The following is a 19,593-nucleotide window of genomic DNA, read 5'->3' as shown; positions in this document are numbered from 1 at the left end:
CGTTGCGTCCTTGAAAACGTTGGGAAACCGCCGGCGTACGCGGGCGGATGGCCGGCATCCAATCACGTGAACATCCCGTTACGCAAGCGCCGTCGGGCATGCCGGACGAGCGGCGGCGGGGGTGCGCCTCACCGGGCGCGCGGCGACAATGCGCGCATGGACTCCAGCCTTACCCTCCAGCTCAATGGCGAGACCCGCCACGTCCCCGCGGCCACCGACCTCCGCGGCCTGCTCGACCTCGAAGGCCTGGGCGAGCGACGCGTCGCCGTCGAGATCAACGGCGAGATCGTGCCACGCAGCCGGCATGCGGGTCATGCGCTGCACGACGGCGACCGCGTCGAGATCGTGCACGCGCTCGGTGGGGGCTGAGCCCGCCGTGACGATGCGATAATCGCGCCATGACCGATTTCGCCTCGACCGACCCGCTCGTCATCGCGGGTGTCACCTATTCGTCCCGCCTCCTCACCGGCACCGGCAAGTTCGCCGACCTCGAGCAGACCCGCGTCGCCACCGAAGCCGCCGGCGCGGAGATCGTCACCGTCGCGATCCGCCGCACCAACATCGGGCAGAACCCGGGCGAGCCGAACCTGCTCGACGTGCTGCCGCCCGACCGCTTCACGATCCTGCCCAACACCGCCGGCTGCTACACCGCCGACGACGCCGTGCGCACCTGTCGCCTCGCGCGCGAATTGCTGGACGGTCACAAGCTGGTCAAGCTCGAAGTGCTCGGCGACCAGCGCACGCTCTATCCCGATGTCGTGCAGACGCTCGCCGCCGCCGAAACGCTGGTGCGCGACGGTTTCGACGTGATGGTCTACACCTCCGACGATCCCATCCTCTGCAAGCGCCTTGAAGAGATCGGCTGCGTGGCAGTGATGCCGTTGGCGGCGCCGATCGGTTCGGGCCTCGGCATCCAGAACCGCTACAACCTGATCGAGATCATCGAGCAGGCGAAGGTGCCGATCATCGTCGACGCAGGTGTCGGTACCGCGTCGGATGCAAGCATCGCGATGGAGCTCGGCTGCGACGGCGTGCTGATGAACACCGCGATCGCCGGCGCGAAGGATCCGGTGCTGATGGCGCATGCGATGAAGCTCGCCGTCGAAGCCGGCCGCGCCGCATTCAAGGCGGGCCGCATTCCGCGCAAGCGTTTCGCGAGTGCGTCGTCGCCGGTGGACGGGCTGATCGGCTGATGACCGAGCCGCACGCGCCGCACGCGAAGCCGTTCACCGTCGAGGAAGGCAACCGCCGCATCCGCAGTTTCGTGCTGCGGCAGGGGCGCTTCAGCGATGCGCAGCAGCGTGCCTTTGACCAGTTGTGGCCGCGTTACGGTCTCGATTACACCGGCGCGCACAAGGATCTCGACGCCGCGTTCGGGCGCGGCGCGCCGCGCGTCATGGAAATCGGCTTCGGCAACGGCGAGGCCCTGCGTTTCGCGTCGGCGAACGATCCGGCGCGCGACTACATCGGCATCGAGGTGCATGCGCCCGGCGTCGGCCGGTTTCTCAATGCGCTGGCCGCCGACGGCACCAACAACGTGCGCGTCTACCACCACGACGCCGTCGAAGTGCTCGAAAACGAGATCGCCGACGGCGCGCTGCAGGAAGTCCGCATCTACTTCGCGGACCCGTGGCACAAGAAGAAGCATCACAAGCGCCGCATCGTGCAGCCCGCATTCGCGCAACTGCTCGTACGCAAGCTGGCGCCGGGCGGCCTGCTGCATCTCGCGACCGACTGGGAAGGCTATGCCGAGCACATGTGGGACGTGCTGGACGCGACGCCCGGCCTTGCGAACAGCGCCGGTGCGCGCGGCCATGTGCCGCGGCCCGAATGGCGACCGGAGACGCATTTCGAGAAACGCGGCCTGAAGCTCGGCCACGGCGTCTGGGACCTCGTGTACAACCGCATCGGATGACAGCGACGGTCGCCCTCGCCCCTCTCGCCACCCGCGCGTATCGCGCGTCTTCGCGAGTCGGCTGAGCGATGGACGACACCGCACTCCCGCTGACGCAGGACATGGTCGTGGTGCTGGCGATCGCCGCCTTCACCATGGTGATGTTCCTGTTCGAGCGCATCCGCGCCGACGTCGTCGCGCTCGTCGTGCTGGTGCTGCTGGGGCTGACCGGCCTCGTCGATCCCGAATCGCTGTTCAACGGATTCGCCGGTAACGCGGTGATCAGCGTGATGGGCACGATGATCCTCGGCGCGGGCCTGGATCGCACGGGCGCGGTGAATCGCCTCGCCGCGTGGCTGCTGCGCCGTGCGCACGGCGACGAAAAGCGCCTGATGCTGCTCACGACGATGGCGGCCGGCATCAATTCCCCACTGATGCAGAACCCGTCGGTGATGGCGCTGTACATGCCGGTCGCCGCGCGCCTGTCGTCGCGTACGGGCCTACCGCTCTCGAAGTTCCTGATGCCGATCGCCGCGGCGATCGTGATGGGCGGCGGTCTGACCATGGTCGGCAACTCGCCGCTGATCCTGCTCAACGACCTGCTGGTCGCGGCGAACGCGAACCTGCCATCGGGTGCGGCGACGCTGCAGCCGTTGAAGATGTTCGCGCCGATGCCGATCGGCCTGGCGCTGCTCGCGGCGTCGATCGCGTACTTCCACTACTACGGCAGTCGCAAGCTGCCCGACGCCGAAGGCAAGGGCGCGACGCCCGGCCGCACGCAGAGTTATTTCGCCGATGCCTATGGCATCAACGGTGACGTCTATGAACTCACCGTGGCGCCGGATAGCGCGCTCGCCGGCCTCACCGTCGGCGAGGCGGAAAAGCTGCTCGGCGCACCGCTGCTGCTCGCGCTCAAGAACGGCGAGGAAAGCCGCCTCGCGCCGCCGGCCGATTCGCGTATCGCGGTGGGAAGCGTGCTCGGCGTGATGGGCAGCGAGCAGCAGGTCAGCGACTTCGCGCAGCGCAAGGGCCTGAAGGTCAGCTCGCGGCTCGATGACTTCGCCGACACGTTCAATCCCGCGCGTTCGGGCATCTCGGAAGCGGTCGTGCCGGCAATCTCGCGCTACATCGGCCGCACCGCCGGCGAGCTGCAGCTGCGCCGCCGTTACGGTGTCAGCCTGCTCGCGATCAATCGCGACAAGGAAGTGATCCGCGACGACGTGCGTGACGTGCCGCTGCGCTCCGGCGACATGCTGGTGCTGCACAGCCTGTGGAGCGACCTGCCCCAACTCACCGCGCAGCGTGACCTCGTGGTCGTTACCGACTATCCGAAGGCGAAGACGCGCCCGCACAAGCTCAAGGCCGCGCTGGTGATCTTTGCGATCACCATGCTGCTCGCACTGTCGTCGCGCCTGCCGGTGCCGATCGCGATGATGACCGGCGTCGCCGGCATGCTCATCGCGGGCGTCATCGACATCGACGAGGCCTACGCGGCCATCAGCTGGAAGACGGTGTTCCTGATGGCCTGCCTGATTCCGCTCGGCTGGGCGATGGACTCGAGCGGCGCGGCGGCATGGCTCGCGGGCCACACGATCGCACTGCTGCCCGAATGGCTGCCGGCGTGGGTGCTGCAGATCTTCATCGCGCTCGGCACGACCGCGTTCTCGATCGCGATCGGCAATGTCGGTGCCACCATTGTCGTCGTACCGCTCGCGATCAACCTCGCGCTGGCGGTGGGCGGCAATCCGACTGCGTTCGCGCTCACCGTCGCGCTGGCGGCGTCGAACAACTTCCTGACCCCGTCGAACGCGATCATCCCGATGATCACCGGCCCCGCCGGATACACGCCGCGGGATCTCTGGCGCGTCGGTGGACCGCTCACGCTGATCTATACGGCCGTCACCGTGCTGATGATCAACCTGCTGTTCTGACGGCCGCTTCAACCGTTCGTCGGCCGGTGGCGCGGCGATGTCGAAATCCACGTTCCTCGTTCGTCGTACTCCATGAAGGCCGGCAATGACGCCTGGTCGAATGGAGACACGACAATGCGCGTGATGGTGATCGTGAAGGCCAGCAGGGCCTCGGAAGCCGGCGAAATGCCGAACCTCGAACTGATCCAGGCGATGGATCGCTTCAACGACGAGCTGATCAAGGCCGGCGTGCTGCTGGCCGCGGAAGGCCTGAAGCCGTCGTCCCTCGGCTTCCGGCTGTCGTTCGATGGCGACGCACGCCGCCTGCACGCGGGCCCGTTCGCCGAGACCCACGAGCTGATCGCAGGCTTCTGGCTGTGGCAGGTGCGCGCGATGGACGAGGCGCTGGAGTGGGCGCGTCGCTGCCCCAAGCCGCATGCCGACGGCGGCATCCTGGAAATCCGCCCCGTCTGGGAGATGGCCGACTTCGATGCGGCGACCGACGAACTTCGCGACAGTGACGCCCGCAAGCGCGCGCAGCTCGCACAGGACTGATCCCGTCTATCCAAGGAGACCGACCATGCAACTGATCGCCTACCTCGCCTTCGACGGCAACTGCCGCGAGGCCTTCGAGTTCTATCGCGCCGCGCTCGGCGGCGAGTTCGTCTACGTAGCGACCTTCGGCGAATCGCCGATGGCGGCCGAGATGCCGCCGGAAACGCACGACCGGCTCATGCACATCCACCTGCAGGTCGGTGGCGCGGCCCTGATGGGTTCGGATGGCGGCGGCGGTGAAGGCTGCGACGCCAGCACGGCCGCGGGGTCGACCACAGTGAACATCTCCGTCGACAGCCCCGAGGAGGCGGAGCGCATCTGGGCGAAGCTGTCCGAAGGTGCGCAGGTCACCATGCCGCTGGCACCGACGTTCTGGGCGCAACGCTTCGGCATGCTGAAAGATCGCTTCGGCAAGCCGTGGATGGTCAACTGCCCGACCGCGCAGCCGCCGCACTGAGGACACCGCGCATGAACCACCCGCTCTGGCTCAACATGCCCGTCGCCGACGTCGCGCGCACCAGGCGTTTCGTCGAAGCGCTCGGCCTCGCGATCGATCCGAAGTTCAGCGGCGAACAGGCCGTCTGCGTGGGCCTCAACGACGGCGTGCAGCTGATGTTCCTCGCGCGACCGCTGTTCCAGTCGTTCACCAAGAAGGACGCCGGCGATCCCGTCACGTCGACGCAGCACTTCCTCACGCTGTCCTTCGATTCGCGCGAGGCGGTCGACGATTTCCACCAGCGCGCCGTCGATGCCGGTGCGGTCACGGAGCACGACGCCGAAGATTCCGGCTTCATGTACCAGCGCGCGTTCAACGACCCCGAGGGGCACCAGTGGGGCCTGTTCTGGATGGACGCGTCGCAGATGCCGGCGGCCGCCTGAGCCCATGACGAACGACGCGGCGCGCCAGCTCGACACGCTGTGGCGAATGGAATCGCCACGGCTGGTCGCACGCGTTGCCCGCATGACCGGCGATGTCGGCGTCGCCGAAGAAATCGTGCAGGACGTCCTCGTGCAGGCGTTGCAGCGCTGGCCCGTCGACGGCGTGCCGGACAACCCCGCCGCGTGGCTGATGACGGCCGCCCGGCATCGTGCGGTCGACCACCTGCGCCAGCGCTCGTTGCACGGCGAGCGTCAACGCGAATACGCGGTGGAACTCGATGTGCACGACACGTCGCGCGACGGAGGGCCCGACATGGCCGCGGACGACGACATCGGCGACGACCTGCTGCGGTTGATGTTCGTCGCCTGCCATCCGGTGCTGCCGCTCGACGCGCGCGTCGCGCTGACGCTGCGCCTGCTCGGCGGCCTCACCGTCGAGGAAATCGCACGCGCGTTCCTGACGCGTGACGCGACGATCTCGCAGCGCATCGTGCGAGCGAAACAGAAGCTTCGCGATGCGCAGGTGCCGTTCGAGGTGCCGCGACGCGAGGAACTTCCCGAACGTCTCGATGCGGTGCTGCAGGTGCTCTACCTCGTGTTCAACGAAGGCTATTCGGCGACCGCCGGCGACGACCTCGTGCGTCCTGCGCTGTGCGAGGACGCGATGCGTCTCGGTCGCGTGCTCGCCGGACTGATGCCGGACGAGGCGGAAGTACACGGCCTGGTCGCACTGATGGAACTGCAGGCGTCGCGCCTCAATGCGCGCACCGATCCGGACGGCAACGCGATTCTGCTCGCCGACCAGGACCGCGGCCGTTGGGATCGCACGCTGATCCTGCACGGCCTGGCCGAACTCGATCGCGCCGTCGCACTCGGTGGCGCGGACGGTCCCTACGCGCTGCAGGCCGCGATCGCCGCCTGCCATGCGCGTGCGCCGTCCACCGAAGCGACCGACTGGGCGCGCATTGCCGCGCTTTATGCGCAGCTGTCCGACGTCACCGCATCACCCGTCGTCGAACTCAATCGCGCCGTGGCCGAGTCGATGGCGTTCGGTCCCGAGCACGCGCTGCCGCGTGTCGATCGCCTCATCGAAGAGGGCGCCCTCGGCGAATACGCACTCTTGCCCGCCGTGCGCGCCGACCTGCTCGACCGCCTCGGTCGCGCCGATGAAGCCCGCATCGACTTCGAACGCGCCGCCGCCCTCACGCGCAACGTGCGCGAGCGCCGCGTCCTGCTCGACCGCGCGGCCCGCTGCGGAGCCGCGTGACAGGCGCGCCGCGTGCGCGCAGCATGTCGCGACCGCCGCCCGGACGCCGCCCATGCAGTTCCTCCTGCTCGTGTACATCGACGACGAACGCCTGGCAGCGCTGCCGCAGGACGAGTTCGATCGCCACATGCACCACTGCTTCGTCAACGCGGACGAACTGCGCACCGAAGGCCGACTGCTGCAATCGCAACAACTCGAGCTGCCGTCGACCGCCCGCGCCGTGCGGCATCGCGACGGTGCAACGCGCATCAGCGACGGCCCGTTCGCGGAGACCAAGGAATACCTCGCCGGTTTCAACCTGATCGAAGCCGCGGATCTCGACGAAGCGGTGCGCATCGCCGAGTCGATGCCCTGGACGCGCTACGGCGCGATCGAAGTGCGGCCCGTGCGCGACATCGACGCGGTGCGTCGACGCGTCGGCGCCTAGTCGGCGAGACGGACGTCGCCGGCGTCGACCTGTACGTCGACGCGGCGCAGCGAATCGCCCTTGCAGGGACCCGCGACGCACTCGCCCGACGGCAGCGAGAACGACGCGCCGTGCGCAGCGCAGACCAGCAGGCCCTCGCGGGTCAGCAGGAACTTGCCCGGCGCCCAGTCGAGCCGGCGCCCCGCATGCGGACAGACGTTCAGGAACGCGTCCACGCGTTCGCCGGTGCGCACCACGATCAGCGACTCCGGCTCGCCGTCGATCAACGCCTCGGCCTCCGATGGCTGGCCCTCGACGAGCGCGTCGAGCGAAACGAGAACCTGGCTCATCAAATTAACGCTTCCCTCACACCGTACCCGGGGGACCGCCGGATACTCCGACGCTCGCAAGACCCGGTGAGTTTCTCATGCGCCTGCATACCCTGCTCCGCCTTTCCGACCTGCTCGGCCGCGCCGAACGCCCCGTCCGCGGCGTGTTCCGCACCGTGATCGAGCCGCGCAAGCCGCGCCACCGCGCACTGCGCGTGGTGTTGGCGCTATTCGGCCTCGCGCTGCTGGCGGCGTTCCTCGTGGTGGCGGTGGCGGTCGGCGCGGTGATGATCATCGGCGGTCTCGGCTGGAAGCTGCTGCGCCGTGCGCCGCGTGCGCCGTCGGGCGATCGCGTGCTCGACGGTACGTACCGCGTCGTTCCGCGCCCGCTGCTCTCGCGCTGAGCATGGCGGACGTCGTTTCCGCTCCTGCGCCGGTCCGCATCCCGGTCGACGGCACCTCCGATCATTTTCCCGTCCGCCGCATCTACTGCGTCGGCCGCAACTTCGCCGACCACGCACGCGAGATGGGCGCGGCGGTGCCGACGTCGAAAACCGACCGCGGCACGCCCGTGTTCTTCCTCAAGCCCGCCGACGCGGTGGTGCTCGACGGGCAGGTGCCCTACCCGCCGGGCACGAAGGATCTGCATCACGAAGTCGAGCTCGTCGTCGCGCTCGGCAAGGACGCGCCGGCCGGCGTGATCGATCCGGCGAACGCGCTCGATCTGGTGTTCGGCTACGGCGTCGGCTTGGACCTCACGCGCCGCGACCTGCAGGGCAACGCGAAAGCGAAGGGCCTGCCCTGGGACATCGGCAAGGCCTTCGATCATTCCGCGCCGGTGAGTTCGCTCGTTCCGGCCGCGCGCGTCGGCGACTACACGCAGCACACGATCTCGCTCGACATCAACGGCGAGCGTCGCCAGCACGGTGCGCTGACCGATCTGGTGTGGACGGTCGAGGACATCGTGCACGAGCTGTCCAAGCTCTACGCGCTGAAGGCCGGCGACCTCATCTTCATGGGCACGCCAGCCGGCGTCGCCGCGCTGGTGCCGGGCGACCGGTTCCACGCCACGCTCGACGACATCGCCGTGCTGGACGGCCGCATCCTTCCCGCCTGATCCCGGAGACTTCCAAGTGCGATTCCTCGACGAGTTCAAGGCCTTCATCGCACGTGGCAATGTCGTCGACCTCGCGGTCGGTGTCGTCATCGGTGCGGCGTTCGGCAAGATCGTGAGCGCACTGGTCGATGGCCTGGTCATGCCGGTAATCGCGATGGCGACCGGCGGCGTCCGCGTCGACCAGTGGAAGGTCGTGCTGAAGCCCGCGATGCTCGACGCGGCCGGCAAGGTCGCGACACCGGAAGTCGCGCTGAAGTACGGCGCGGTGCTGCAGGCCACGCTCGACTTCCTGATCATTGCGTTCGTGATCTTCCTCGTGCTGCGCGCCTACAACCGCCTGCGCAAGCCCGCCGAGGACGCGCCCGCCGCGCCGCCGGAAGACGTCGTGCTGCTGACCGAAATCCGCGACCTCCTGAAGGCGAAGTCCGTCACACCACCATGACCAACGTCACGGCCGTACACGGCTGACGCATTGCTACCCTCCGGGGTTTCCCCGAGCAGGTTCGACGCATGCGCACCCGGATGATCGTGGCGGCACTCTCCCTCGCCCTTGCGTCGCTGCCCGCGTTGGCCGCGGACGCCGCCAAACCGGTGCGGATTCCCGATGCCGCGATGTCACAGGCGTCGAAGCTGCGCGAGACGGCGCTGCAGAGCGATCTCGCCTACCGCATCACCGAATCGCTGACGACCGAAGTCGGTCCGCGCATGGCCGGCAGCGAAGCCGACGCGCGCGCGGTGGAATGGGCGAAGGCGAAGTTCAAGTCGCTGGGCTTCGACAAGGTGTACGCCGAACCGGTAACGTTCCCCAAATGGGAGCGTCGCAGCGAAAGCGGCGAGATCCTGGGCGCGCATTCGCAGCCGATGAAGTTGACCGCGCTCGGCGGCAGCCCCGGTGGCACCGTCGAAGGAGAGGTCGTGCGTTTCACCGACCTCGAGTCGCTGGAAGCGGCGCCGGCAGGTTCGCTCGCCGGCAAGATCGTCTTCATCGATTTCCAGATGCAGCGCAAGCGCGGTGGTGACGACTACGGCATGGGTTCGCGCATCCGTTCGCGCGGCCCGAATACCGCAGCACAGAAAGGTGCGATCGGTTACGTGATGCATTCGGCCGGCACCGATTCGCATCGCATGCCGCACACTGGCCTCACGCGCTTCGACGACGGAGTGAAGCCGATTCCGGCGGCTGCCCTGTCGTCCCCGGATGCGCAGCAGCTATCGCGTCTGGTCGCGATGGGTCCGCAGAAGATCCGCGTCGCGCTCGATTGCGGCTGGAATGGTGAATACACGTCGTACAACGTCATCGGCGAAGTGCGCGGCAGTTCGAAGCCGGACGAAGTCGTCGTCATCGGTGGGCATCTCGATTCGTGGGATCTCGGCACCGGCGCGATCGACGACGGTGCGGGCGTGGGCATCTCGATGGCGGCCGGCGCGATGATCGCGAAGCTGCCCAAGCATCCCGCCCGCACGATCCGCGTCATCGCGTTCGCGAACGAGGAACAGGGCCTGCACGGCGGTCGCGCGTACGCGACGCGTCACCTGCCCGATATCAAGAAGCACCAGATCGGCGCGGAGAGCGATTTCGGTGCCGATCGCATTTACGGGTATGCGAGCTCGCTGCCGGAGAATGCGCGGGAAGCCGACGAGCAGATCCTGTCGGCGCTGGCGCCGCTGGGCATCTCGCGCCTCGAGAAGGGCAAGGGCGAAGGCCCGGGCTCGGATATCGGCCCGTTCGCGCAGTTGGGCCTCGCGTGGGCATCGCTCGCGCAGGACGGCACGCAGTACTTCGACCTGCACCACACGCCGGACGACACCTTCGACAAGATCGACCCGGCGGCGATCCAGCAGAACGCCGCGGCCTACGCGGTGTTCGCCTACCTCGCCGCCTCGGCCGACGGCAGCTTCGGCAGCGCGCCCAAGCCGCCGGAGACACCGGCTGCCGGCCACTGAAGCCGCTGTCCTTACGCGGGCGCTGCGCAGCGCCCGTGTGACCGCCTAGACTGCGCGCATGAGCCAACGCTACGACGAGTACGGCAGCGTCCCGGTCGATCCGGTGACCGGCATCTACCGCCTCGGCGCCAACGGCCCCGCCCTCGCCACCGCGATCGCCGCCGCAGCGGCCACCCGTCGTAAGGTGGCGCTGCTGCACATCGACGTCGACATGTTCGGCTCGATCAACAGCAACATGGGCGAGAACGTCGGCGACCAGGTGCTCGCCGCCGTCGCCCAGCGGCTGCGCAATGCGATGCCGGCCGACGCGTGGTTGTGGCGTCGCGGTACCGACGAATTCATCGCCGGCATCGGCTATCGCGAAGGCGAGGCCGATGGCGAAGCGCTCGCCGAACGCATGCGCGACGCGTTCGAAGTGCCGCTGTCAATTCCCCCGTACACGCTGCCGATCACCATTTCCATCGGCATCGCGGTGTTTCCGGACCACGCACAGAACGCGGCCGCCCTGCTCGCCACCGCCGAGCACGCGCTGCGCCACGCGAAGCAGATCGGTCTCGACAACGTCGGTCTGTATTCCGGCCGACCCGATCGCGGACCGATCAACGACGGCTTCGCGCAGCGCTTCGCCGATGCGTTCGACCGCGACGAATTCCGGTTGTTCTACCAACCGTTCGTCAACGGCCACGATGGGTCGCTCGCCGGCTTCTCCGCGCTGCTGCGCTGGAACTCGGAGAGCAACGGCCTGCTGCGGCCAAACCGTTTCCTAGACATCGTCGAACGGGTCGGTCTGTCGGCGCGCCTGGGCTCGTGGGTTGTCGAGGCGGCGGCGCGCCAGCTCGCGCAGTGGCGCGACGAAGGCATCGACTACCTGACCATCTCGGTGCACCTGCCGACGACGCTGCTGTCGCAACCCGACTGCCGCGACCGCATCGGCGAGCTGCTGCATCGCCTGAACCTGCCGGGCCGCGCCCTCGAATTCGAGGTGCCGGAAGGCGCACTGTCATTGGACGCGCGGCACACCTACGAAACCCTCGTCGGCCTGCGCGAACTCGGTGCGACGCTGACCGTGCAGGACTTCGGCCTCGGCGGCCTGTCCTTCGCCGCGCTCGCGCAGTACCCACTCGATCGCCTGAAGATCGATCGCAGCTTCATCCGCAACGTCACCAGCGACACGCGTTCGGCCGCGATCGTGCGCGGCATCATCGCGATGGGCCATCGCCTCGACATGAAGGTCTGCGCGAAGGGCGTCGAAAGCGAAGCCGAGCTCGGCTTCCTTCGCCGCAACCACTGCGACTTCTTCCAGGGTTACATCTTCAGCGCACCGCAGCCGGCGGAAGCACTCGGCGAGCTCATCCGCAAGCGGTTCCTGCTGCCGGAAGCGTTCGCACAGACCCGCCCCGAGCGCACGCTGCTGCTGTTGGATGACGAAGAGAACGTGCTGCGTTCGCTCGTCCGCCTGTTCCGTCGCGACGGCTACCAGATCCTCACCGCGAACTCCGTGCGCGAGGCCTTCGACCTGCTGGCCAGCAATCGCGTGCAGGTGATCGTGTCCGATCAGCGCATGCCCGACATGAGCGGCACCGAATTCCTCGGCCGCGTGCGCGATCTGTATCCGGACACGGTGCGGATGGTGCTGTCGGGCTACACCGACCTCGCGTCCATCACCGAAGCGGTGAACCAGGGCGCGATCTACCGCTTCCTCACCAAGCCCTGGAACGACGACGAACTGCGCGAGCACATCCAGGCGGCATTCCGTGCGCATGAGCGGCGGATGCAGGGGGAAGAGGTCGGGTTCTAGGTCGCTTTTCCGCGCTGACCTTTTCTGCGTCGACACAGCCAAGTCGGCAACGCGGAAACCTCAGCCCGCCGCCTCCGGCTGCCGGATCGGCAACACCACGCGGAACGTCGTGCCCTGTCCGACGATGCTCTGCACCTCGAGCCGCCCGTGGTGCTTCTCGACGATGCGATACGAGATCGCGAGGCCAAGGCCGGTGCCGCGACCGATCGGCTTGGTCGTGAAGAACGGATCGAAAATCCGACCGAGCGCTTCCTCCGGAATGCCGCAACCCGTGTCGGCGATGCTCACCCAGGCTTCGTCGTTTTCCTGACCGCAGGCCAGCGTGATCACGCCGCGCTCGGCGATCGCCTGCCCGGCGTTGATCAGCAGGTTCATGAAGACCTGGTTGATCTCGGACGTATGGCATTCGACCAGCGGCATGTCGCCGTAGATCTTCTCGAGCTTGACCTTGTACTTGAGGTCGTTCCACACGATGTTGAGCGTGGATTCGAGGCCTTTGATCAGGTCCGACGGGCGCATCGTCTCGTTGCGGCCGACGTGCGAGAACTCCTTGAGGTCCTGCACGATGCGCGTGACGCGCTCGATGCCTTCGCGCGATTCGTCGAGCAGCTGCGGCAGGTCGCCGAGGATGAAGTCGATGTCCAGCTTCTCGCGGTGCGCACGGATGTCGTTGCGGTAGATCAGCGGGTCGGGCGCCGCGAGCGCGCTCGCATACGTCTCGATCATCGCGAACAGTGCGGAGACGTACTCGCGCAACGTGCCGAGGTTGCTGTGCACGTAGCCGATCGGGTTGTTGATCTCGTGCGCGACGCCGGCGGCGAGCTGGCCGATCGACGCCATCTTTTCGCTCTGCAGCAGTTGCTCCTGCGCGCCTGACAGCGAGCGGTAGGCACGTTCGAGTTCGTCGTGGCGCTGCTGGAGCTCGCGTTCACGCGCGCTGCGCGCGGAGATGTCGGTGATGGCGACGAACCGCTGGCCGTCGTTCTCGCCGCTGCCGCAGAACAGTTCGACCGCGAGCATCACGTCGGGCCGCACCTGCACATCGCGTCGCGAATGGCCCTGCACGCGGGCGATCGACCAGTCGGTGTCGTTCGCAAGCGTCAGCAGCCGGCGCGCGGCATGAGGATCGTCGTGTGCGGCGGGATCGAGACGCGCAGCGAGGCGGCGTGCGCTGGCGTTCGCATAGGCGAGCTCGCCGCGATCGTCGAGCAGCAGAACGGCCATCGGGGCGACGTCAGCCGCCCACCGCATCTGCACGGTCCAGGGATTCGAAGTGACGGGTGTCGAGGTCTCGTTCGCGCTCATCCCACGCCCAGGCATCGCGACTGCGGGCGAACGCCCGCCTGACCTCCGGCATCGTACACGCCGGAGCTCTCCACGCGACCCAAATGACGCAGTGCCCAGGTCACCTCGCGGCGACGTCGGGCGAGCAGGATGCCGTTGGCGCGATTGAGTTCGCTCAGGGCGCTGACGCGCATCGCGTCGGCATGGCCCGGTTGCAGCGACTCGGCGCGGCGCAGCGCCGCGATCTTGGCCTGTGTCGAGCGCAACAGCGCATCGGCATCGTTGTCCAGCAATGCCTGCCGCTCGTCCTGCAGTGCACATTCGAGCGCGTCGAGCGCTTCACCCACCTGCGTGGGCGATGGTGCGGTGTAGGCGGCGGCGAGCATGGCTTATCCCCTCATCTGGCGCTCGAGTGCGACCAGTCGATTCGCGATGTCCTGCGGATTGATCTGGTAGCTGCCGTCGTCGAGCGCGGCACGGACGGCATTGACCTTCGCCATGTCGAGCGGCGCGGGCTGGCCGAGCTGGGATTCCACCGCAGCCTGCAGGCCGGTGGCTTCGCCGGTCAGACGCACGCTGTCCGCTGCCGGCGCGGCAACAACAGGTTTCGAACGGTCGGTACCCGCACGCGCCACGCTGGGCGACGCTGCGGTGTCTACGACCCGGGCCGGGGACGGGCTCAGGCCATCGATCTTGCTGGTCATGGCGAACTCCGGGGAATGAGCGGTCAGGGCAGGTAACGGCGCCCCGTGGACGGACTTGAGGCCCCCGCCACATTTTTTTCGCCGCGGTTCAGACGAGCGGTCATTGCAGGACTTCGACCACCCCGTCCGCGACCAGCCGGCCCCGCACGATCCGCTTTGATTCCAAGTTTTCCACCGCGACCACCGCCCCGGACATCGCATTCCCCAATGCGCGCCCCCCCATGCGGACCTCGATTCCCCCGGCCCGCGACACGATCACCACCGGATCCCCGCGCTTCAGCGTCCCCGCGCCGTCGGCGAGATCCCCGGCGGTCACCACCGCACCCGCCGGCAGGGCGCGCCGGGCGATATGCCCGGCGACCTGCGACGGGTCCGACATCCCCACTCCACTTCCGTTCGCGACGTCGCGACGCTGCACGGTCAACTGCGCGAGGTCGATCGCGGTGCCCGCCTGCACCGGCGCGGTCAGCACGACGACGTCGGCATCGCGACGCACGCGCGCGGGTACCGTCAATCGCCAGCCCGACGGATCCGGACAGCGGACCTCGGCCATGCGCGGCCCCATCGCGACCGCCTGCAGCGGCTGGCTGCAGGCCGGCATGCGCACCGCGCTGTCGACGCGCGCTTCGACCTGCGCCCCGGCGCCGCCCCCCAAGGCGGCCTCCGCGGCGCGCAGGATGTCCGCCACCGGCGTCACGCCATCGGCCGCGTGCGCCAGCAGCACAAAGGCCGCGAGCACCGCGGCGATCGCGCAACGCATCAGCAGGGACAGGCGGGCGGAACGTCTCATGCCGGGGACATAGCAATCGCCGTGCCGGAGCTTTGATGGCGCGCACGTCGGTCCACTCAAGGACGCGCCGGACAGGCCGACAACGCGTGCATGAGCCGCGACCTTCTCGACCGCATCGACCAACGCACGCGCCTGGCCGGCCACAACCGCCTTGCGCTCCTGCTCTTCCGGCTGGGTTCGCGTCAGCTTTTTGGCGTGAACGTGTTCAAGGTGCAGGAGGTCATCCCGCGCCCGCCGCTGTTCACGCTGCCGCAGCTGCCCCCGGCGTTCGCTGGCGCCGCTGACGTCCGCGGCCGCACGGTGCCAGTGCTCGACCTCGCCCGCGCCGTCGGCCATGCCGCACCGGCCGGGAGCCCGGAGCCGCCGTATCTGGTCGTCACCGAGTTCAATCGCACGGTGCAGGGCTTCCTGGTGTCAGGCGTCGAACGCATCGTCAACATCGCGGTCGAGGACATCCAGCCGCCGCCGGATCTGGGTGGCGAGTGCCATTACCTGACGGGCGTGACGCGCTTCCACGGCGAGCTGATCCAGCTGCTGGACGTGGAAAGCGTGCTGGCCGAGTCGGCGCCGCGTGCCTCGGAAATCGCGGGGGTGCAACCGCTTTCGATCAGCGGCGACGTGCCGCGCGAAGTGCTGGTCGTCGACGACTCGCGCGTGGCCCGCAACCAGATCCGCCAGCTGCTCGACCAACTCGGCCTCAACGCAACCCTGCTGTCCGACGGCCGCCAGGCGCTCGAGCACCTGGTGCAGCTGGCCGACAGCGGCACCCCGCCGGACCGCCGCTACGCCATGGTCATTTCGGACATCGAAATGCCGGCGATGGATGGTTACACCCTGACGACGGAAATCCGGCGCGCCCCGGCCCTGCGCTCGCTGCATGTGCTGCTGCACACCTCGCTGTCGGGCGTGTTCAACCACGCGATGGTCGAGCGGGTGGGCGCGGACGACTTCGTTCCGAAGTATTCGGAGCGAGAGCTGGCGAGTCGGATCGAGGCGAGGATTGTGGCGTTGCAGCGGGCCCGGGCGGCGTGAGTCGTCTACGCCCGTGGCGCCGTAAGCCTTTGAAGCTACAGCGTTTCGTCCGCTGACGCGGCCGAGTTACTTTCTTTGCTGGTGCAAAGAAAGGTAACCAAAGAAAGCACCTTTCTCGACGGATCTACAGCTCGCAACGTGCGGGCCCCTCGCGATCGCCACACTCGGCATCCTGCCTCGGGTGGCGACGGCCGACGTCCTGTCGGCCGCCCCTTCGGGGTCTTCACGATTGCGGTCGCACAGCGAGTTTCCAAACAGCTGACAGCCGTTCGGCGGCCACCTGCCCGTACGGCAGCCAGCGGAGCCCGGTCCTGAGACGCTTCCGCTGTGTTGGGCCGCAGGGTTACGAAAGGCTCCAGGACGCAAGCCGCGCCGGCAGCGCACCCCCGCAGACATGGGGTCCGGGAACCGGCGAGACGCCGCTTTCGGCCACTACCTCAATAGCCCACATCAACCGGGAAGACCCCGAAGGGGCGGCGCGCAGGACGCGCGCCGTCGCCACCCGAGGCAGGATGCTGAGTGTGGCGATCTCGAGAGTGCCGCCGGTCGCGAGCGGTAGATCCGTCGAGGAAGGTGCTTTCTTTTGGTTACTTTTCTTTGCACCCGCAAAGAAAAGTGACCCGGTCGCGCCAGCGAACGGAACGCCTTTGCCGTCGCTTCAAGGCTCAAGCGGGCGAGCCAGTGCGGGCCGCCAAAGCAAGCTCGACAAGCGGCAGTAATCCGCCGCCCCAAGTACCGATGGCTCGGCCCGAAGCGGCCGCCGGCACACCCGCTGGCACACCCCTTGCCTAATCCCCTCCGACATCCCGCCCCCGGAGGGGCACATGGCCACCGAATCCTTCCTCGGCATCCACGGCACCGCCCTCGCCTTGCGCGAGCAGCGGCTGCAGTTGCTGTCCGCGAACATCGCGAATGCCGACACCCCGGGCTTCCGCGCCCAGGACATGGACTTCACCAAGGCGCTGACCGCCGCGATGGCGCCCGCTGCCGACGCCGTCGGGACCGATCCCATCAACGCCGCCGCGACTGGTGCGCAGTTCGACGCGCCGTCCTCGCAGCCCAGCCTCGACGGCAACACCGTCGACGGCGAGCGCGCGAAGGCCGCATTCGCGCAGGCCTCGCTCGAGTACCGCGCGACGCTCAACTTCGTCGAATCGAAGGTGCGCACCATGCTCACCGCGATCACCGGGCAGTGAGGACTGCATAAGCCATGAGCAACCTGCCCATCTTCGACGTCGCCGGCAGCGCCATGGGCGCTCAGCAGGTGCGCCTGTCGACCGTCGCGTCCAACCTCGCCAACGCCAACTCGATTTCCGGCAAGGCCGAGGACACCTTCCGCGCCAAGATGCCCGTGTTCGAGGCGACGCCCGTCGAAGGCGATCCCGCACTCGCCGGCGTCAAGGTGCAGACCGTCACCGAATCCAATGCCGCGCCGCTCAAGCGCTACGAGCCGGGCAATCCGCTCGCCGACGACAAGGGCTACGTGTACGCGCCGGACATCGATCCGGTCGCGCAGATGGTCGACATGATCTCCGCCTCGCGCAGCTACCAGGCGAACGTCGAGGTCTTCAACACCGCGAAGGAGCTCGCGGTCGCAACCCTCAACCTCGGCCGATGAGCCGTAGAGGACTTTCCGCATGAGTACCGTGGGCTCCACCACCGACGCGCTGTCGTCCTATGGCGTGACGCCGCTCAGCAAGAAGGAAACGCTCGGCCAGGCCGACTTCCTCAAGCTGATGACCGAACAGCTCAAGAACCAGGATCCGCTCAAGCCGCTCGACGGCACGCAGATGCTGGGTCAGCTCGCGCAGTTCTCCACCGTGCAGGGCATCAACGGCATGCAGGACGCGCTGGGCTCCGTCGCGAATGTCATGGAATCCGACCAGACGCTGCGCGCCGCATCGCTCGTCGGCCACGACGCGTTGATCGATACCGACACCGTGCAACTCGATGCGGGCGCCGGCATGAAGGGCGAAGTACTCGCGACGTCATCCGGCCCGATCACGCTGGAGATCACCGATGCATCCGGCCAGGTCGTCAGTCGCGTGCCCATCGAAGCCAACGGCGCGGGCAGCGTCGCATGGCAGTGGGACGGCAAGACATCGAGCGGCGCCACCGCGCCCGCCGGCACCTACACCATCAAGGCGACGACCGGCAGCGGTGCGTCGACACAGGCGCTTTCGACGCGCGTGTCGTCGCACGTCGACAGCGTGTCGATCGAAGCCAATGGCCTGATGCTGAATCTGCGCGGCATCGGCCCGCAACCGCTCTCTTCCGTCCGCCGCATCGGCTGACCCGACACACGTCGCACGCAACGTCATTACAGGGGTTAATCCATGAGCTTCCGAGTTTCGCTGAGCGGCATGAACGCGGCGCAGTCCGACCTGAATGTCACGTCGAACAACATCGCCAACTCGAACACGACGGGCTTCAAGCAGTCGCGCGCCGAGTTCGCCGACGTGTATCCGACGTCGGCCTACGGACTGTCCAAGAACACCGTCGGTGCCGGCGTGCGGCTGCAGCGCGTGGCGCAGCAGTTTTCGCAGGGCACCGTCGAGAACACCGGCAAGGCGCTCGATCTCGCGCTCAACGGCAAGGGCTTCTTCACGCTGTCGGCGAACGGCACCACCGTCTATTCGCGCGCCGGCAACTTCGGCACCGACAAGGACGGCTTCGTCGTGAATCCTTCCGGCCAGCGCCTGCAGGTCTACCTGCCCGATGCGAGCGGTAGCGGCTTCGACATGGGCCGCATGTCCGACCTGCAGCTCGATTCCGGCGATTCGCCGCCGCTCGCGACGTCGAACGTGGCGGTCGGCACCAACCTGCCCGCCAACGCGAGCGTCCCGGTCACCGCCGCGTTCAACGCCGCGGATCCGACCTCGTACAACTACACGACGTCGATGACCGTGTACGACTCGCTGGGCGCCGCGCACAGCCAGTCGATGTACTTCGTCAAGACGGCCACGCCGAACCAATGGCAGGCCTACACGACGATCGACGGCACTGCCGTCGGCGGCGCGCAGACGCTGCAATATTCGTCGACCGGCACGCTGACCACGCCGGTCGCGCCAGGCAACATCGCGCTGCCGGCGTACACGCCGGCGACGGGTGCCGCGCCGATGAACATCACGCTCAACGTCGGCAACTCGACGCAGTACGGCAGCAGCTTCAGCGTCGCCGCACTCACGCAGGACGGTCACACCACCGGTCGCCTCACCGGCATCGAAGTCGGCTCCGACGGCATCGTGCAGGCGCGCTACACCAACGGCGTGTCGACCGCGCTCGGCCAGGTGGTCGTCACCAACTTCGCGAATCCCCAGGGCCTGCAGCCGCTCGGCGACAACGCGTGGGCGGAGACGTCGGAATCCGGCCAGGCCATGCGCGGTGCCGCAGGCACGGCGGAATTCGGCAATGTGCAGGGCGGCGCGCTCGAGTCGTCGAACGTCGACCTGACCGAGCAGCTGGTGAACATGATCACCGCGCAGCGCAACTTCCAGGCGAACGCGCAGATGATCACGACGCAGGACCAGATCACGCAGACGGTGATCAACATCCGCTGACGGAATTTCCTCGGGGGAGGAGATGGATCGGCCGCCTGCTGTCGGGGCGGCCGTTCTTTTTTGACGCCGGTCGCGGCGCGCTCGTCGCGTTCATCGCATGCAAGCGGCTGGAGAAGCCGTAGCT

24 protein-coding genes are annotated in these 19,593 nt (G+C 67.8%); 19 read left to right on the top strand and 5 right to left on the bottom strand.

Features of this window, described 5'->3' with window-relative positions; all coding sequences use genetic code 11:
- Positions 1–156 precede the first annotated feature (156 nt).
- The 9 genes from thiS to DWG18_RS02705 all read left to right on the top strand — a co-directional run bounded on the left by thiS (position 157) and on the right by DWG18_RS02705 (position 6,932).
- On the top strand, positions 157–369 hold the full coding sequence (thiS, locus tag DWG18_RS02745) for a sulfur carrier protein ThiS (RefSeq protein ID WP_115645180.1): 213 nt from the start codon (positions 157–159) through the stop codon (positions 367–369).
- 29 nt (positions 370–398) lie between these two features.
- Positions 399–1,193 carry a thiazole synthase gene (locus DWG18_RS02740; protein WP_115645178.1) on the top strand — a complete coding sequence of 265 codons (795 nt, stop codon included), beginning with the start codon at positions 399–401 and terminating at the stop codon, positions 1,191–1,193.
- A complete protein-coding gene (trmB, locus tag DWG18_RS02735; RefSeq protein ID WP_115645176.1) occupies positions 1,193–1,915 on the top strand; it encodes a tRNA (guanosine(46)-N7)-methyltransferase TrmB in 723 nt (240 codons plus the stop codon). Before DWG18_RS02740 ends, trmB begins: the two co-directional genes overlap by 1 nt.
- Positions 1,916–1,983: 68 nt before the next feature.
- The gene (locus DWG18_RS02730; RefSeq protein WP_115645174.1) at positions 1,984–3,825 is read left to right on the top strand and encodes an SLC13 family permease; all 1,842 of its coding nucleotides are present in this window, start codon (positions 1,984–1,986) and stop codon (positions 3,823–3,825) included.
- A gap of 72 nt (positions 3,826–3,897) precedes the next feature.
- A complete protein-coding gene (locus DWG18_RS02725) occupies positions 3,898–4,359 on the top strand; it encodes a YciI family protein (RefSeq protein WP_343195074.1) in 462 nt (153 codons plus the stop codon).
- A 25-nt stretch (positions 4,360–4,384) separates the two neighbouring features.
- Positions 4,385–4,816, top strand: coding sequence for a VOC family protein (locus DWG18_RS02720; protein WP_115645172.1), 432 nt, complete (start codon positions 4,385–4,387; stop codon positions 4,814–4,816).
- Between the two features lie 11 nt (positions 4,817–4,827).
- Complete coding sequence (locus DWG18_RS02715) at positions 4,828–5,238, top strand: VOC family protein (RefSeq protein ID WP_115645170.1); 411 nt, start codon at positions 4,828–4,830, stop codon at positions 5,236–5,238.
- A 4-nt stretch (positions 5,239–5,242) separates the two neighbouring features.
- Entirely contained in the window at positions 5,243–6,505 is a 1,263-nt protein-coding gene (locus tag DWG18_RS02710; RefSeq protein WP_115645168.1) for an RNA polymerase sigma factor, read from the top strand.
- Between the two features lie 52 nt (positions 6,506–6,557).
- Complete coding sequence (locus DWG18_RS02705) at positions 6,558–6,932, top strand: YciI family protein (protein ID WP_115645166.1); 375 nt, start codon at positions 6,558–6,560, stop codon at positions 6,930–6,932.
- Here DWG18_RS02705 and DWG18_RS02700 read toward each other — a convergent pair.
- Entirely contained in the window at positions 6,929–7,261 is a 333-nt protein-coding gene (locus DWG18_RS02700) for a Rieske (2Fe-2S) protein (RefSeq protein WP_115645164.1), read from the bottom strand. The two genes, DWG18_RS02705 and DWG18_RS02700, sit on opposite strands and share 4 nt — an antisense overlap.
- Before the next feature lie 77 nt (positions 7,262–7,338).
- Between DWG18_RS02700 and DWG18_RS02695 the strand changes: the two genes are divergently transcribed.
- The 5 genes from DWG18_RS02695 to DWG18_RS02675 all read left to right on the top strand — a co-directional run bounded on the left by DWG18_RS02695 (position 7,339) and on the right by DWG18_RS02675 (position 12,099).
- A complete protein-coding gene (locus DWG18_RS02695; RefSeq protein WP_240318582.1) occupies positions 7,339–7,644 on the top strand; it encodes a hypothetical protein in 306 nt (101 codons plus the stop codon).
- Positions 7,645–7,646: 2 nt separating this feature from the next.
- Positions 7,647–8,357: a fumarylacetoacetate hydrolase family protein gene (locus tag DWG18_RS02690; RefSeq protein WP_115645162.1), complete on the top strand. Its 711-nt coding sequence runs from the start codon at positions 7,647–7,649 to the stop codon at positions 8,355–8,357.
- Positions 8,358–8,373: 16 nt separating this feature from the next.
- Entirely contained in the window at positions 8,374–8,799 is a 426-nt protein-coding gene (gene mscL, locus DWG18_RS02685) for a large-conductance mechanosensitive channel protein MscL (protein ID WP_115645160.1), read from the top strand.
- Positions 8,800–8,867: 68 nt separating this feature from the next.
- Positions 8,868–10,301, top strand: a complete 1,434-nt coding sequence (locus tag DWG18_RS02680; protein WP_115645158.1) for a M28 family peptidase — start codon at positions 8,868–8,870, stop codon at positions 10,299–10,301.
- A 58-nt stretch (positions 10,302–10,359) separates the two neighbouring features.
- Positions 10,360–12,099, top strand: a complete 1,740-nt coding sequence (locus tag DWG18_RS02675; RefSeq protein ID WP_115645156.1) for an EAL domain-containing protein — start codon at positions 10,360–10,362, stop codon at positions 12,097–12,099.
- Positions 12,100–12,159: 60 nt separating this feature from the next.
- On the opposite strand, the gene DWG18_RS02670 is transcribed toward DWG18_RS02675, so the two are convergent.
- The 4 genes from DWG18_RS02670 to flgA all read right to left on the bottom strand — a co-directional run bounded on the left by DWG18_RS02670 (position 12,160) and on the right by flgA (position 14,640).
- The gene (locus DWG18_RS02670; protein WP_240318581.1) at positions 12,160–13,323 is read right to left on the bottom strand and encodes an ATP-binding protein; all 1,164 of its coding nucleotides are present in this window, start codon (positions 13,321–13,323) and stop codon (positions 12,160–12,162) included.
- 77 nt (positions 13,324–13,400) lie between these two features.
- Complete coding sequence (locus DWG18_RS02665; protein WP_240318580.1) at positions 13,401–13,769, bottom strand: flagellar protein FlgN; 369 nt, start codon at positions 13,767–13,769, stop codon at positions 13,401–13,403.
- A gap of 3 nt (positions 13,770–13,772) precedes the next feature.
- The gene (flgM, locus tag DWG18_RS15195) at positions 13,773–14,087 is read right to left on the bottom strand and encodes a flagellar biosynthesis anti-sigma factor FlgM (RefSeq protein WP_162823679.1); all 315 of its coding nucleotides are present in this window, start codon (positions 14,085–14,087) and stop codon (positions 13,773–13,775) included.
- A gap of 100 nt (positions 14,088–14,187) precedes the next feature.
- Positions 14,188–14,640 (bottom strand): flagellar basal body P-ring formation chaperone FlgA, encoded by a 453-nt coding sequence (gene flgA / locus DWG18_RS02655; protein WP_240318628.1) that lies wholly within the window; start codon positions 14,638–14,640, stop codon positions 14,188–14,190.
- 327 nt (positions 14,641–14,967) lie between these two features.
- Between flgA and DWG18_RS02650 the strand changes: the two genes are divergently transcribed.
- The 5 genes from DWG18_RS02650 to flgE all read left to right on the top strand — a co-directional run bounded on the left by DWG18_RS02650 (position 14,968) and on the right by flgE (position 19,469).
- A complete protein-coding gene (locus DWG18_RS02650) occupies positions 14,968–15,909 on the top strand; it encodes a chemotaxis protein (protein WP_115645150.1) in 942 nt (313 codons plus the stop codon).
- 824 nt (positions 15,910–16,733) lie between these two features.
- Complete coding sequence (flgB, locus tag DWG18_RS02645; RefSeq protein WP_115645148.1) at positions 16,734–17,105, top strand: flagellar basal body rod protein FlgB; 372 nt, start codon at positions 16,734–16,736, stop codon at positions 17,103–17,105.
- 14 nt (positions 17,106–17,119) lie between these two features.
- Positions 17,120–17,527, top strand: coding sequence for a flagellar basal body rod protein FlgC (gene flgC / locus DWG18_RS02640; RefSeq protein WP_115645146.1), 408 nt, complete (start codon positions 17,120–17,122; stop codon positions 17,525–17,527).
- A 19-nt stretch (positions 17,528–17,546) separates the two neighbouring features.
- Complete coding sequence (locus tag DWG18_RS02635) at positions 17,547–18,203, top strand: flagellar hook capping FlgD N-terminal domain-containing protein (RefSeq protein WP_115645144.1); 657 nt, start codon at positions 17,547–17,549, stop codon at positions 18,201–18,203.
- Positions 18,204–18,245: 42 nt separating this feature from the next.
- Positions 18,246–19,469: a flagellar hook protein FlgE gene (gene flgE / locus DWG18_RS02630; protein ID WP_115645142.1), complete on the top strand. Its 1,224-nt coding sequence runs from the start codon at positions 18,246–18,248 to the stop codon at positions 19,467–19,469.
- The last annotated feature ends 124 nt before the right edge of the window (positions 19,470–19,593 follow it).

Source organism: Lysobacter sp. TY2-98 (assembly GCF_003367355.1).
Classification (GTDB): domain Bacteria; phylum Pseudomonadota; class Gammaproteobacteria; order Xanthomonadales; family Xanthomonadaceae; genus Cognatilysobacter.
This window is presented reverse-complemented; position numbering and strand designations above follow the sequence as displayed.